Here is a 14,392-nt window from a genome sequence, read left to right on the forward strand (position 1 = left end):
GATCACTCTAAGTAGGGGGAGAGCCTTCGAGCGCCTCCGCAGCTAAGGGACTTGCGCTTTGATAATATGCCATCTGGCCGGTCTGATTCTTCTACAGAGCGATTTTCAAAGCTGGGATATTATTCCCACGCAAGTCCCTTAGTGCTTTATGGTCAGTATCTCCAGTCAACTGTTAATCGATCATTTTTCCCCGATTATCGTCTTGTCAGAGAGTGACCGAGTGAGTTATAGTCGTCTATAAGACTCGATTAAAGCATTTCTTAAAAGAATCGTGGTTTTTGGAAAATCGAAAAGTGCGCTATTTTCCCTTCCACAGAAACCTGTTGCCGAGGGGAGTAACTCAAAAACTCCTTTTTTCCTAGATTCTGATAGACAGAACCGGCGGAAACGGATAAAAAATGCTGTTATCGAGCAAGACTCAGGGATTAATTGAAAATCTCGTCTCCTGGCTGTGCTTGTCCAATTGTGGGTCAAGCCGGCACTTGCCAAACAGACTTAACAACTGAAACCAAGACTCAGTTCCCACGTCTGGGGGGCAGATGAATATCAAGATGAGGCTTTAACGATGCGGACTCATCTTCTTAGAACTTTCTTAACAAGACCAGATTTCCGGAAGTAGCCTCAAAGCATAGACAAATAGCCCATGGTCCGTCGCTTTTGAAACCGAAAGATTGAGGAAATTGAATGCCAAAACAAATAATCATAGCCGAACAACACCATATAGCGGCTGTTTTTTGGGAAGATCAAATTCAGGAATTAGTTGTAGCCACAGGTAATCAACAGGTGGCCGACATCTATCTAGGATTAGTAGAAAACGTCATCCCCGGGATAGATGCAGCCTTCGTCAATATTGGCGATGCGGAACGCAATGGCTTTATCCATGTCACCGACCTGGGTCCCCTAAGACTGAAAAAAACCGCCGGTGCTATCACGGAATTACTGGCCCCCCAGCAAAAAGTGCTGGTACAGGTAATGAAAGAACCCACTGGCAATAAAGGACCGCGACTAACGGGAAATGTCACTCTCCCCGGTCGTTATCTGGTATTGATGCCCAATGGTCGCGGGGTGAATCTTTCCCGTCGCATCCGCAGTGAAGACGAGCGCTCCCGTTTACGAGCTTTAGGGATTTTGGTCAAACCGGCAGGGATGGGGTTGCTGGTACGCACCGAGGCCGAAGGTAAAGCGGAAGAGGCGATTATCGAGGATTTGGAATTTCTGCAAAAACAGTGGGAGAGCATCCAACAGATGGCCGTCAGCAGCCGCGCCCCGGCCCTGCTGAACCGCGATGATGACTTTATTCAAAGGGTTTTGCGGGATATGTACAGTGCCGATGTCAATCGCATTGTTGTGGATAACCCGATGGCGGTAAAACGAGTTAAACAGCAATTGACGAACTGGGGCGGCGGCAAAGCTCTCGAAGGGGTTTATATCGACTCCCATCGGGAAACCCAGCCAATTCTCGACTATTTCCGGGTTAACGCCGCCATTCGCGAGGCCCTGAAACCCCGGGTTGATTTACCCTCCGGCGGCTACATTATCATCGAACCGACGGAAGCTTTAACGGTAATTGATGTTAACTCCGGTTCCTTTACCCGTTCGGCCACGGCCCGGGAAACCGTACTCTGGACTAATAGCGAGGCTGCCACAGAAATCGCTCGACAACTGCGCTTGAGAAATATCGGCGGTGTGGTGGTGGTGGACTTCATCGATATGGATTCCCGTCGCGACCAGTTGAAACTGCTGGAATTGTTTAATAAAGCCCTGAAAAGCGATAAAGCCCGGCCCCAGATTGCCCAATTATCGGAATTGGGGTTAGTGGAATTAACTCGTAAGCGTCAGGGGAAAAACATTTATGAATTATTCGGCAAAACCTGTGACCATTGCGGCGGACTGGGCCATTTAGCCCATCTACCCGGAGAAGGCAACGCCATCGCCCTGGAAACCCCCACCCTTAGCCGCGCGGAAAAAGAAACCCTTGTCATCGCCACGACTAATACAAAAGTTCTACCCGATAAGAGCGCTCCTAGCGTTGCGGCGGCCGAACCCTATCTAGAAGTTTTCTCCGAATTTGAGGCCGAAGAAAACGCCCAAGATATAGATCTTTCCTTCCATCCCAACTATCAAGAACAGGTTAATAATTCTCGTCGTCGCCGTCGTCGTCGTCCCTCGGAACTGTTACTCAAAGAGGAACGGGGCGAAAAAGCCTCTACTAACGGTGTTAACAACGAAATCGAGCCGGAATCAGAACCCCAACGCCTTGAGGAAAAACGAGAACGCCCCGCCCGTCTCTCGAAACGAGGAGAAGATGCCAGTGCTGGCAAAAATATCCCCGTCACCGAACGGGAGCGGGTTTCCGTGGAAATGACCCCCGTAGAACAGGAAGTTTATTCTTTAATGGGCATTTCTCCCCTGATTCTCGTGGATAAGGAGTTTAAAGACCCGAAATCGGTGATTGTTTCCGTGAAACTGCCAGGGGAAAGGGAAGCGGAAAACCCAGAAACGGCTGCCACTCCTGAAATATCCTTGACTCCTACCCTAGAGGCCGAGGACACAGCCGCCACCGCCCCCATAGAGGCGACGGAAACTGGCGAGGAAGCCGAAAATCGTTCCTTGGTGCGCCGTCGTCGTCGTTCCACCACTAGCGAAGTTAGTCAGGAAATCAACCAAGAAGCTAGTCCGCCAGCGAGTTTTACGCCCGAACCGATTGCGCCCGAAACTCCAGTTTTTCTCGGCGAAGTCATTCCTTTAGAAACCCCGGTGAGCGCCGAGGTGACGGAGGAGCCACAAGTAGAGGCTGAAACTGCGGTGCTGCGTCGTCGTCGTCGTCGTTCCTCCGCCACTGTCGATGAGTCATGAGCGCAGAACCCTTAATTGCTGGTGTCGATGAAGTGGGGCGCGGGGCTTTATTTGGCCCCGTGGTGGCGGCGGTAGTGGTCACTGTCCCCTCTGGTTTTCCGCAGCTGTGGGAGTTGGGGGTGAAGGATAGTAAGCAACTTAGCCCCCAAAAACGGCAAAAATTGAGCCAGCAAATACAACGGGATTTTGTTTGTCGCATCGGTTATGCTACGGTGAAAGAGATCGATCGCTTGAATATTCTTCATGCCTCTCTACTGGCAATGAGCAGAGCTATCGGGAAATTACCCCTTTCCCCCAGTCTCTGTTTGATCGATGGCAAGCACATTATTAAAGATTTGTCAATCCCCCAAAAGGCGGTAATTCAGGGAGACCAACAATCGCCGGTAATTGCGGCGGCTAGTATCGTGGCCAAAGTCTGGCGCGATGACTTAATTGCTCGTTGGCACGGACGCTATCCCGATTATGGCCTCCCTCGTCACAAGGGTTATGGCACTGCTCAACACCTAGAAGCGATTGGCAACCATGGACTTACTTCTCAGCACCGGCTCTCTTTTAGTCCCTGTCAACAAATCCGCGTCAGTCCCCACCCAAGGACGGAGTGGGGTGGGGATGGCGATTGAGGGGTTTACTCACTGAGAACTGATGCCAGGGCCTGACGGGCAATTTTTGTGACGTAGAGGGTGACGGCAACGGTAGCGATAAAACCAATAAGGCGAATAGTCCATAATAAAACTGGGTTAGTGGCTGGTGCCGAGGTCCCGATAGTGGCAAGACTGCCCGCTAAAGAGCCAATATAGACATACATTATCGTCCCCGGAATCATGCCCGCGCAACCTATTAGATAATCTTTCAGAGAAACCCCGGTGACACCATAGGCATAATTGAGCAGAGTAAAGGGAAATATGGGAGATAAACGGGTTAAAAGCACTATTTTTAAACCTTCTTTCCCCACAGCTTCATCGATAGCTTGAAATTTATTATTACCTTGAATTTTTTCCGCCACCCACCCCCTAGCCAGATAACGTCCCACCAAAAAAGCGGCAGTAGCGCCGATAGTTGCCCCGATAAAGACGTAAAAAGAGCCTAAAACCACGCCAAAAACTACACCAGCCCCTAAAGTCAGGATTGAACCGGGAAAAAAGGCCACAGTAGCTAGAATATAGATAATTATAAACGCGATCGCTCCCACAGCCCCCAAACTATCCACCCAAGTTAAGGCATGGAAAAGAATAGTTTGAGGATTAAAACCAGTGGAGGCACTGGATTCAACAGCAAAAGCGGGGGGAGTAGTCAGGAGAAAAACAAGGCTAAATGTAGTTAATAACAGCAAATGCCTGATAATCACAGTTTTTTCCGAGGGCAAAAACTTGGAAATAATCATAAAAAGTCCCTATAAGGAATGAAAAAAAAGAGATTGAACTACAGAAGCGAATTAAATAGAACTGGGGTTATTCTACCCCGATTATCATTGTTTAGACCAGAAAGCCAATCCTAAAAATTCCCAGAAAATCCCAGTCTTTCTGAGAAGATAAGACAAGCAACAGCCGGGTAATTTTTGCCGTTTACTTGATATTACACCTTGCCGTCTCTGGGGAAAAAATGTCACAATTAGAAATAATTAGCATTGGATATAGCAATCAATCTATGAAAATCCTCCCCGAAGTCAAAGTCCCCACCTTCCTGCAAATGGCACAATGGATCATTAATCCCGTAGCTTTTATGGAAAATGCCGCCCGCAAGCATGGCGATATTTTTAGCGCAAAAGTGGGTTTAACTGTAGATAATTTTATCTTTGTCAGTAGTCCTTCAGCCCTACAACAAATTTTAACTAATGACCGTAAAAAATTTTCGGCACCGGGGGAAACCAATCGGATTATTGCCCCGATTATTGGTGATTATTCCGTCATCATGTTAGACGGAGACATCCACAAAAAACGCCGTCAGCTTTTATTGCCACCTTTTCACGGGGAAAGAATGCGTTTCTACGGCGATTTAATCCGCGATATTACCCTAAGAGTAATGGCAGAATTGCCCGAAAATCAACCTTTTAAGGCCCGTTCAGCGACCACAGCGATTGCTTTACAAGTAATTATGGAGGCAGTTTTTGGAATTAGTCAAGGGGAACGTTATCAAACCCTGAAAAAAATTCTGGCTGAAATGCTCGATATTTTTAACTCTCCGGTGATGGTTTCTTTGTTATTTTTCCCAATTTTGCAGGCTGATTTGGGTGCTTGGAGTCCCTGGGGAAAATACCAGCGTTCCCAAGCAAAAATTGATGATATTATCTATACAGAAATTGCCGAAAGAAAAGCTAATCCTAACCCCAATCGTACCGATATTTTATCACTACTGATGTCGGCCCGGGATGAAGAAGGCAACCCGATGAGCGATAAGGAATTGCGCGATGAATTAATGACCTTATTATTCGCAGGTCATGAAACCACAGCCACTGCTATGTCTTGGGCGCTCTACTGGACTCATCGCTATCCAGAAATTCAAGCAAAAATTCTCCAAGAAATAGCCACTTTAGGAGATAATCCTAACCCCATTGACATAACTCGATTACCCTATCTTTCGGCAGTTTGTTCGGAAACTTTACGCATTCATCCCGTGGGAATGTTAACTTTTCCGCGAGTAGTGGAAAAACCGGTAGAACTAGATGGTTATCCTTTAGAAAAAGGGACAATTCTTATGGGTTGTATTTATCTGGCCCACCACCGCGAGCAAACTTTCCCCGATTCCCATACTTTTAAACCAGAACGCTTTTTAGAAAAACAATTCACCCCCTACGAATATATGCCTTTTGGTGGTGGAGCGCGTCGTTGTATCGGGGAAGTTTTAGCTATCTACGAGATGAAAATCGCTATCGCCACAATTTTGGCCAATTATCAGTTAACTCTAGTTAATAATACCCCTGAAAAACCCAGTCGCCGCGGTGTCACCCTTGCTCCCTCGCGAGGAGTTCCCATGGTCTTAAAAGGACGACGGGAACCTCTGGTGACTGCCCCCATGCTCGCCGAAATTTCTTAAAAAAACTGACAAAATATTGTACAATCAGAGTTGTGGTATCCCATATCATAACTCTGCTTTTTTGTCAATAAAATTGGGGATAATTATGGTCTTAATTCGTTTAGCTAAATCTTGGCAAATTTCCGAAAATGAAGTTACTTCTGAAAGTGTTTATTTTAACCGTCGTCGCTTTTTACAGGGGTTAATCGGGGCAGGAATTGCGGGGAGTTCCCTATTATTAACTTCTTGTGGTAAATCCTCCTCCTCGGAAGCTTTAGAAAAAAGTTTGCAATTACCTAAAATTGAAGGGTTCAGCAAAAATCCGCAGTTTTTAACGGTAAATCGTCCCGTAGTTGCCGAAACTGTAGCGGGGAAATATAACAATTTTTATGAGTTCGGAGGGGGGAAAAATATCTGGTTAAAAGCGCAGAAACTACCGACGAATCCCTGGATGGTAGAAGTGGGAGGATTGGTAAAAAATCCCCAGACCTACGATATAGATACTATTAAAAAAACCTTTCCTCTCGAAGAAAGAATCTATCGTTTTCGTTGTGTGGAAGCTTGGTCAATGGTCTTACCTTGGCTTGGTTTTCCCATGGCTGCTTTAATTGCGGCAGTGGAACCAAAACCCGAAGCAAAATTCGTCCGTTTTACCTCCTTTTATGATCCAGAAATTACCCAGGGGCCAGGATTACATTTAGGAGCCTTACCCTGGCCCTATGCAGAAGGTTTAAGAATTGAAGAAATGGCCAACGAATTAGCTTTCTTTGCCGTGGGAATTTTCGGACATGATTTACCCAAACAACACGGCGCACCCTTGCGAATGGTTATTCCTTGGAAATACGGTTTTAAAGGAGCAAAATCGATAGTAAAAATTGAATTTACCGCCAAACAACCCGCCACCTACTGGAACACAATTGACGCTCACGAATACGATTTTGAGGCTAATGTTAACCCCAGTAAACCCCATCCCCGTTGGTCGCAAGCAACGGAGAAATTTATCGGCAGTAGAAGTGATTTATCTTGGGAAATTATCGAAACCCTGCCCTATAATGGCTACGGTGAATATGTGGCTAGTTTGTATAGTTAATTTTGATGATTATCCTCGTTTTATTCAGTTTAACTAAGTATATATGGACAATAAAACTCTGTACGAACAAGACTTTTATCTCTGGATTAGAACTACTATTAATCAACTGCAAGCGAGACAGTTTGAGCGGGTAGATTTAGAGAATTTACTGGAGGAATTAGCAAGTATGGGGAGGAGTGAAAAACGCAAAATTGAAAATCTTTTGATTCAATTGCTGGTACATTTGCTGAAACTAACCTACTGGACAGGAGAAAAATCTAGAAATGAGGGTCACTGGAAGGGAGAAATTCTCAACTTTCGCCGACAAATAATCGAAGAAATTAAAGATAGCCCTAGTTTGAAACCCTATATTCTGGAAATCTTTGAGGAATGCTATCAATTTGCTAGAAAAGAGGCTCAAGTTAGAACTCAATTACCTCTTGATACTTTCCCCCCTATTCCCATTGGTTCCCTTGAACAAATTCTCGATGAAGATTGGTTTCCTACTAATGACCACGAGTAATATATAGAGGTAAATTATGGATAATAAAACCCAGTACGAAGAAGACTTTTATCTCTGGATTAGAACTACTATTAATCAACTGCAAGCCAGACAGTTTGAGCGGGTAGATTTAGACAATTTACTGGAGGAATTAGCAAGTATGGGAAGGAGTGAAAAGCGCACAATTAAAAGTCTGTTAACCCGATTATTAGAACATTTACTTAAGCTCAAATATTGGGCGGCAGAAAGAGAGAGAAACGAAGGTCACTGGAAGGGAGAGATTAGAACTTTTCGTCTCGATATATTAGATGAACTTAAAGATAGTCCTAGTCTGAAACCCTATCTTTTAGAAATTTTCGATGAATGTTATCTTTCAGCCCGAAAAAATGCCAGTGACCGCTCTCAATTACCCCTCGATACTTTCCCCGTTATTCCCATTGGTTCCCTTGAACAAATTCTCGATGAAGATTGGTTTCCTGTGGGCGATAATCTGGAAATATAGCCATCAGTTAGACTGCTCCATACTGCTCTAACAAAAAACAACTATCCCCCGATAGCGATCGCTAAAGGTCGAATAATTGTAAGTTTTTGTCAAGGGGTGCGGTCAGATCGAAGAATCATCGCTAGAATGAGCCTAATTGTCAGTGCGATGCCGAAGGCACTGCATAGCAGATCGCCGATCTTGTAGGGTGCGTTCCCTAATATGGCTCCCACTGCTCCAGCGATCGATTTTGGGGAACGCACCATGCCCATTGATTGAAGCTGTGGTCTAAATTTGATCGCCGATCGTGTAGTACGGGGCCTGGTGATGCTCACACAAATGATACTGAATTGCCAGATATTGGAGTTCACTACTGGCTAGATGCAGGAACGAGGCTGAAATACATTTTGAAAGTCTGGGTTGAGGATTAAAGAGCTTGCGAATTAGTAGTCAGGGTGGGCGTTTGCTCACCTTACTTTTTCATGCGGTAATATGGAATGAGATGGTGAAAGACTGAGACTATAGCTATGACGCTCGCATCAAATAAACAAACCGCTATCATTCGTACAGAGCGAGGACTGACAATCGCAGGAACCCGCATCACCCTCTATGATGTAATGGATTATGTGACTGCTCAATATCCACCTAAGTTCATTCAGGGATTATTTGATCTGACGGAAGAGCAAATTAACACTGCCCTGGCTTATATTGAGGCTCATCGTGCGGATGTGGAAGCTGAGTACCAGCAAGTTCTCAAAGAAGCTGAAGAACTCCGACTATACTATGAAGAGCAAAATCGTGAGCGAGTTGCCCGTATTGCTGCTAAGCCGCCAAAACCTGGCACAGAAGCCATTCGAGCAAAACTTCAAGCGGAAAAAGCCAAGTTGGCATCACGGGCAGGAATTTTCTAGTTGATCATAACTTACGAGGGCATTCTCTTGTCCTCGCCGGAGTCCTTGCTGCGAGTGGTTGGCTTGACCTGATCTCGATTCGTTTTATTCTGTTTGAAGAAGTTGGGTTAGCTGTCACGAGCGATGATCGTGTTGTTTGGCGGTATGCCCAAGCCAATCAGATGATCCTGATCACCGCTAACCGAAGTATGAAAGGCAAAGATTCCCTGGAGCAAGTGATGCGGGAGGAAAATACCCCCACATCATTACCCGTCGTGACAATCGGTAATATTGAGCGACTACTTGCCGAGCCAGATTATCGAGATCGTTGCGTTAACCGTTTGGTTGATATTGTAGTTGATATTGAAGATTATCAAGGCGCAAGACGCATTTTCATTCCGTGACGCGCCGAATGCTAGAGCCGTTGAAGTCTATCTATAGGGACACGGCATAACGGGGTCTTTATACTGAATCGGTTTTTAATAGTATGATTAACTGCCAATCCAACTTGAAAAACCCGCTCCCTTCTCCATACTGCTGTAACAAAAAACAACTATCCCCCGATAGCGATCGCTAAAGGTCTAATAATTATAAATTTTTGTCAAGGGGTGCGGTCAGACATAGGAATCATCGCTAGAATGAGCCTAATTGTCAGGAATTTAGTTAAACAAGGTTTTTGGCAATATGCTAATCTGGCTAACAGGCTTTTGGGCGTTATATAGGGAAAACTTCTGGCGATTGCGCCTAAATGGAGTGATATACGGAAAGTTTCCACATATTGTTACTTTCAAGAGTGTTATACGGAAAGTTGACCTATAATATGTAGTTATGCTTCCCAGCGTATATGAGTAATGTCCATATGAATATGAAGCCTGACATCAAAATTACAAATCTGGTTCCAGATACAAATTTCAAGCTTTTAATTTCAGGATTAATGGCGATAATACTATGGTCGGGAACAGCTACTGTAATAGGTTTTCACTTAGGTGTAGTCATTCAACTAAGCAACAAGATTTCTGGGGTTCAGCCTGGAACTCAGAGTAGCAAAGAGGAGGTTGATAATATACAGAAAGGTATTACATCTGTTGATAGTACCGCGAAAAGTCTTTACTCATTCTTGACTCCATTTGCTGCTGCTGTGACAGGCTTCTTTTTTAATGAAGTAACATCTGCTAAACGTGAAGAAAAGAAGTCAGACACATCCAAAGATGAAGACAAGAATACTTCAGGAGGTAGCGGCTAGACTACAAAATTGATTTTGATGCTCAGAAGTTCTATTAAAAACCTAAAAGTATTGCAGAGGCAAAAATGATTGACTTTAATGATATAAAAAGTGCGGCATTGAAGATGCTTGATGAGGATGGTGACGGTGACTTTGACTTTAATGATGCCCGCCTAAAGTTTATTAAAAAGTTTGATAAAGATGGGGATAAGGATGTTGATAAAGATGATCTTCTAATTTTGCAACTTCATCATCAACTGATGCAAGCTGGCAAAGACATTGACGTTCCTGGGCTGAAAAAATTATTAGGAACATATGGAGATGAATTTCTTGTCTTCTTGAGAAATCTCTTCTAGAAAAGTTCCAAGTTTACCAGTCCGAGTGCATTACATCGGATGAGTAAAAGATAGTGTAGTTAGAGTAATCCAACTACACTACCAATGAGTTTTATCGTTGTAGTAGCTTTAGTCTTTGGGAGTTATGAATGGAAATATTTAAAATGTTTAAAAAAGTTAAACTCATATTCGCACTCATCATCAGTGTTGCTGTGATAATGTTTATTCTGTTTGGTTCATTCTCCATTGCAACTAAAATTGGTGGCATTTTCATTTATGCTGTTTGTTTCCTAGTTTTAAACACGATGTTATCTCAGTTATAAGTTATCAATTGAGAGGGTGATCATTGGGGGACGTTAACAAAGTTTTACCTCAATATTATTGAGTGTAAGCAAACTCAGTAATCAGCATAACTAGACCGTTAGCCCGCTAGACCTTGGTTGAGACAGCAGCCACAAGTTCACCTTTTGGCGTTTGTCCGGAAATTACTTACATATGGATGAAATCTTTTACAGGGTGCTTATCTTTAGACGAAGAAATTACAGCCCTACAAGCTCACTCTCATGAAAACTCGCCGTAATCCTCTATTCTCTCTCAGTGCATTTCTACTAAGTTTGCTCCTAGTCATCAATCCACTAGGAATAGGTAAATTATCTGTAAATCAGGTTCAGGCTCAATCAGCACCCCGTCCATACGTTGTACTGGTAAAATGTCAACGGTCTAAATTTTCGGGCAAACACAAAACTCTATTTTTGGATTACGGAAGTTGATGAACCACGAACAAATTGAGCGAGTTTTAGACTTGTTTAGCCAACGTGAGTATGAACTCAAAGTAGAACAAAGAGCTTTTGAGATTTGGCTTGGGGTATTGGAGCCTTTTGGAGCTTTTTCTAGAGGGTGTGGGATCGTGTTACCGCTCATAGCAGGATTTACACTTCTCGGTCAATCTAAGTTTTGGGGTGTCACTTGGGAGCTAGTTAGCGGCAGCTTATCTCTAGTAGCTGCAATTCTTACAGGAATCCATACAGGTTTTAAGTGTGATGATCATCAAGCCGAATGCCGCCGATTAATAAAAGCATTACAAAGCTTAGTAGAAGGCTATCAAGCAGCTAAGACAGCAGATGAAAGTGAGCTAAAAAACAGGTTCAGTGAACTTGAGATTCGCCTTAAGGAATTGCGTGACAGCAGCAAGGTTCGACCAGCTAGGTGGTGTATTCGGCGTGCAAAACGAGAATTAAAAGTTGCCCATCACCCAGGCTAACAATTCGGCTGGAGCGGACTGCCGAAAGCTGCCATTGTGATTATCGAGGTTACTAGCAGTGTGATCGCCGATCTTGTAGTGCGATCGCCAATCTTGTAGGGTGCGTTCCCTAATGTGACTCCCACTGCTCCAGCGATCGATTTTGGGGAACGCACCATGCCCATGGATTGAAGTTGTGGGTTTAAGTGCGATGTGGGCTAATCTGGCTAACACGCTTTTGGGCGTGATATAAAGATAGTATGGGTGATGGTTTATCTGATGACAAAGAATGGATATGTGGGGGATGTCTTTCAGGCATTGCTTACGGCGTTGTCAGATCAGAATATGAAGAATGAATTGCGACACAACGAGAGCCTTACTGTTAAAGCGTTTTCAAGTCTGCTCTGATGCGCCATCATCTTCAAACTTGACAACGCCTGGCAAGCATTCAAGCCTGGATGTCTGTCATGGATTTAGAAATTTGGTATCAAGGGGGGAATTCTGGTTTTTTCCTATTTTGTCAAGACCTCGGTAGTTAGGGTATTTTCCGAAAAATAGGGCAGTTTTCAGGCTACCCTAACCAGAAAATTAATCCCCAAAATGGGAGATAATCGCGTCGGCAAATTCGGAACATTTCAGGGGAGGATTAACGGGGGGTTCCATCAGACGCGCTAAATCGTAGGTAACTTGTCGATTAGCGATCGCTGCTGCGATGCCTTTTTTAATCAAATCGGCCGCTTCTTGCCATCCCATGTATTCCAACATCATCACCCCAGAAAGAATCACCGAACCGGGGTTAATTCGGTCTAAACCGGCGTGTTTAGGGGCTGTACCGTGGGTTGCCTCAAAAATAGCGCAAGTATCGCCAATATTCGCCCCGGGTCCCATCCCTAAACCACCGACAATCGCCGCTGCCGCATCGGAGAGATAATCGCCATTCAGGTTCATAGTAGCGAGGATCGAGTATTCATCGGGACGGGTTTGGATCTGTTGGAAGATACTATCGGCAATGCGATCGTTAACCATAATTTTATCTTTCCATTGCCCATTGCCGTGGGTTTCCCAGATAGCATCGAGAACACTGGTCACTTCTTGGCAGATTTTGGCTTTTTTCTCGTCGGTGAGGGCATCATAACCCGGTTCTACCATGCGGGCGTTATCTTCGATGCTCAGATCAGGGTTTTTCTCCTTATTACTCAGGATCCATGATTCCATCTCGGTAACGCACACATCCCGGAATTCACTCTTAGCTAATTCATAACCCCAATCCCGGAACGCCCCTTCCGTATATTTCATAATGTTACCCTTGTGGACGAGAGTAACTTGATTTTTCGGTTTCGGTAAAGTCAGCGCTCGTTCGATCGCCCGGCGGACTAATCTTTGGGAACCCGTCTTACTAATCGGTTTGATCCCGATACCCGCATCGAGGGGAATTTGTTTTTTACCGTGTTCGGGAGTGGCGGGAATTAGTTCTGTATTGAGATAATTAATCAGTTTATCGGCGATTTCCGTGCCTTGTTTCCATTCGATGCCGAGATAGATATCCTCGGTATTTTCCCGATAGACGATGACATCGAGTTTTTCCGGGGTTTTATGGGGGGAAGGGGTTCCCGCATAGTAACGACAGGGACGAACACAGGCATAAAGGTCAAAAATTTGCCGCAGAGCCACATTCAGGGAACGAATGCCGCCACCGATGGGAGTGGTCAAGGGACCCTTGATGGCTATACCATATTCTTTAATCGCTGTCAATGTATCTTGGGGTAGATATTGATAAGTCCCGTAGATTTCGCAAGCTTCATCACCAGCATAGACTTTAAACCAATGGATTTTCCTTTGACCACCGTAGGCTGTGGCGATCGCTGCATCGATAACTTTTGCGGTTGCGGGCCAGATATCGACCCCCGTACCGTCACCGCGAATGAAGGGAATGATGGGATCGTCGGGAACTAGAGGTTTTCCGTCAGAAAAAGTAATTTTCGAGCCTGTTGTCGGTGGGGTAATTTTTTCGTAGCTGACAGTCATGGGCTTCCAGAAACAGTATTTATCTATACGTTGGCAGTCTAGCGCCGTCAATATCTATACTCAGGCATTTTGGCTAATTTCTTAAAGATTCCCTTGCTGGCATCAACTTCGTACCTCACCATTAAGATAACTGCCATAGTTAAGACTTTTTTAAGCTGCCCACGTATTTAAATTGCTTGTTGAGATGAGGCAAGAGACTTCGCAGGAATTTGATGACACTTTACCTAAAATTGGGCTTTTCTAGGTTCTGTGTGAGCATGGTATAATGGTGACACAGAACAGGAGGTGGGTTATGTGGATAAATTTTGATCAACTCCTCGATTTACCGAATGTAACAGGGGTCAATTATCAAAAAACTGCTCAGACAATTTTCTTAAAGCTCGCTCTTTTAAATGAAACAATTGAATGTCCGAATTGCCATCAAATATATATACTACAAGAGCCGAAACCCCTTATCCATTAATGGATACAACCATTAACTTTTCTGAATGTACCCGTGGAATTGTAGTCATGTATATAATACGAGTCTCAACTTAGTTGGGGTTTAACAACCTTTCTAGATTTTGTTCACAGTTCTCTTTATGGGAGAGAATATTTAATTTTTCAGAAAGATGTAAGGCTTGTTGCCAGTGATTAATAGCTGATTTAAGATCATGGGTTTTTTCTTCAAATTCTGCCAAAACAATTAAAGTCTCTAGTTCTATATATCTTTCTCCAATATCGAGGGCAATATCTAAAACTTGGTTAAGATATTGATAGGCTA

Annotated in this window: 14 protein-coding genes and 2 pseudogenes; 12 read left to right on the plus strand and 4 right to left on the minus strand. The window is 44.3% G+C overall.

Annotated elements, in window-relative coordinates:
• The first annotated feature begins 684 nt into the window (after positions 1–684).
• Positions 685–2,856 carry a ribonuclease E gene (gene rne / locus O9323_RS02200; RefSeq protein WP_149106480.1) on the plus strand — a complete coding sequence of 724 codons (2,172 nt, stop codon included), beginning with the start codon at positions 685–687 and terminating at the stop codon, positions 2,854–2,856.
• The gene (locus O9323_RS02205; RefSeq protein WP_016516176.1) at positions 2,853–3,476 is read left to right on the plus strand and encodes a ribonuclease HII; all 624 of its coding nucleotides are present in this window, start codon (positions 2,853–2,855) and stop codon (positions 3,474–3,476) included. The genes rne and O9323_RS02205 overlap by 4 nt, the downstream gene beginning before the upstream one ends.
• A gap of 5 nt (positions 3,477–3,481) precedes the next feature.
• On the opposite strand, the gene O9323_RS02210 is transcribed toward O9323_RS02205, so the two are convergent.
• The gene (locus O9323_RS02210) at positions 3,482–4,237 is read right to left on the minus strand and encodes a TVP38/TMEM64 family protein (RefSeq protein ID WP_103113244.1); all 756 of its coding nucleotides are present in this window, start codon (positions 4,235–4,237) and stop codon (positions 3,482–3,484) included.
• 263 nt (positions 4,238–4,500) lie between these two features.
• Here O9323_RS02210 and O9323_RS02215 point away from each other — a divergent pair, with 263 nt between their 5' ends.
• The 9 genes from O9323_RS02215 to O9323_RS02255 all read left to right on the plus strand — a co-directional run bounded on the left by O9323_RS02215 (position 4,501) and on the right by O9323_RS02255 (position 11,625).
• Complete coding sequence (locus tag O9323_RS02215) at positions 4,501–5,886, plus strand: cytochrome P450 (protein WP_288124633.1); 1,386 nt, start codon at positions 4,501–4,503, stop codon at positions 5,884–5,886.
• A gap of 85 nt (positions 5,887–5,971) precedes the next feature.
• Positions 5,972–6,955 (plus strand): protein-methionine-sulfoxide reductase catalytic subunit MsrP, encoded by a 984-nt coding sequence (msrP, locus tag O9323_RS02220; protein ID WP_288124632.1) that lies wholly within the window; start codon positions 5,972–5,974, stop codon positions 6,953–6,955.
• 43 nt (positions 6,956–6,998) lie between these two features.
• Complete coding sequence (locus O9323_RS02225) at positions 6,999–7,457, plus strand: DUF29 domain-containing protein (RefSeq protein ID WP_004158441.1); 459 nt, start codon at positions 6,999–7,001, stop codon at positions 7,455–7,457.
• Positions 7,458–7,473: 16 nt separating this feature from the next.
• Positions 7,474–7,938, plus strand: a complete 465-nt coding sequence (locus O9323_RS02230; RefSeq protein WP_149106482.1) for a DUF29 domain-containing protein — start codon at positions 7,474–7,476, stop codon at positions 7,936–7,938.
• Positions 7,939–8,444: 506 nt separating this feature from the next.
• Positions 8,445–8,828 carry a DUF433 domain-containing protein gene (locus O9323_RS02235; protein WP_004158430.1) on the plus strand — a complete coding sequence of 128 codons (384 nt, stop codon included), beginning with the start codon at positions 8,445–8,447 and terminating at the stop codon, positions 8,826–8,828.
• Complete coding sequence (locus O9323_RS02240) at positions 8,807–9,211, plus strand: hypothetical protein (RefSeq protein WP_043998521.1); 405 nt, start codon at positions 8,807–8,809, stop codon at positions 9,209–9,211. The genes O9323_RS02235 and O9323_RS02240 overlap by 22 nt, the downstream gene beginning before the upstream one ends.
• Before the next feature lie 455 nt (positions 9,212–9,666).
• Positions 9,667–10,050, plus strand: coding sequence for a hypothetical protein (locus tag O9323_RS02245; RefSeq protein WP_043998520.1), 384 nt, complete (start codon positions 9,667–9,669; stop codon positions 10,048–10,050).
• Between the two features lie 65 nt (positions 10,051–10,115).
• Positions 10,116–10,385, plus strand: a complete 270-nt coding sequence (locus O9323_RS02250; protein ID WP_004158427.1) for a hypothetical protein — start codon at positions 10,116–10,118, stop codon at positions 10,383–10,385.
• A 748-nt stretch (positions 10,386–11,133) separates the two neighbouring features.
• On the plus strand, positions 11,134–11,625 hold the full coding sequence (locus O9323_RS02255) for a hypothetical protein (RefSeq protein ID WP_004158426.1): 492 nt from the start codon (positions 11,134–11,136) through the stop codon (positions 11,623–11,625).
• On the opposite strand, the gene O9323_RS02260 is transcribed toward O9323_RS02255, so the two are convergent.
• Together O9323_RS02260 and O9323_RS02265 are read right to left on the minus strand one after the other, a co-directional pair.
• Entirely contained in the window at positions 11,599–11,838 is a 240-nt protein-coding gene (locus O9323_RS02260; protein ID WP_187602834.1) for a hypothetical protein, read from the minus strand. The two genes, O9323_RS02255 and O9323_RS02260, sit on opposite strands and share 27 nt — an antisense overlap.
• A 354-nt stretch (positions 11,839–12,192) precedes the next feature.
• Positions 12,193–13,629 (minus strand): NADP-dependent isocitrate dehydrogenase, encoded by a 1,437-nt coding sequence (locus O9323_RS02265; RefSeq protein WP_004158424.1) that lies wholly within the window; start codon positions 13,627–13,629, stop codon positions 12,193–12,195.
• A 292-nt stretch (positions 13,630–13,921) separates the two neighbouring features.
• Here O9323_RS02265 and O9323_RS02270 point away from each other — a divergent pair.
• A pseudogene (locus O9323_RS02270) lies at positions 13,922–14,053 on the plus strand (ISL3 family transposase); the annotation flags it as partial.
• Between the two features lie 109 nt (positions 14,054–14,162).
• Here O9323_RS02270 and O9323_RS02275 read toward each other — a convergent pair.
• Positions 14,163–14,392, minus strand: a pseudogene (locus O9323_RS02275) (tetratricopeptide repeat protein); the annotation flags it as partial.

Source organism: Microcystis sp. LE19-131.1A, from assembly GCF_027532015.1.
GTDB lineage: Bacteria > Cyanobacteriota > Cyanobacteriia > Cyanobacteriales > Microcystaceae > Microcystis > Microcystis ichthyoblabe_A.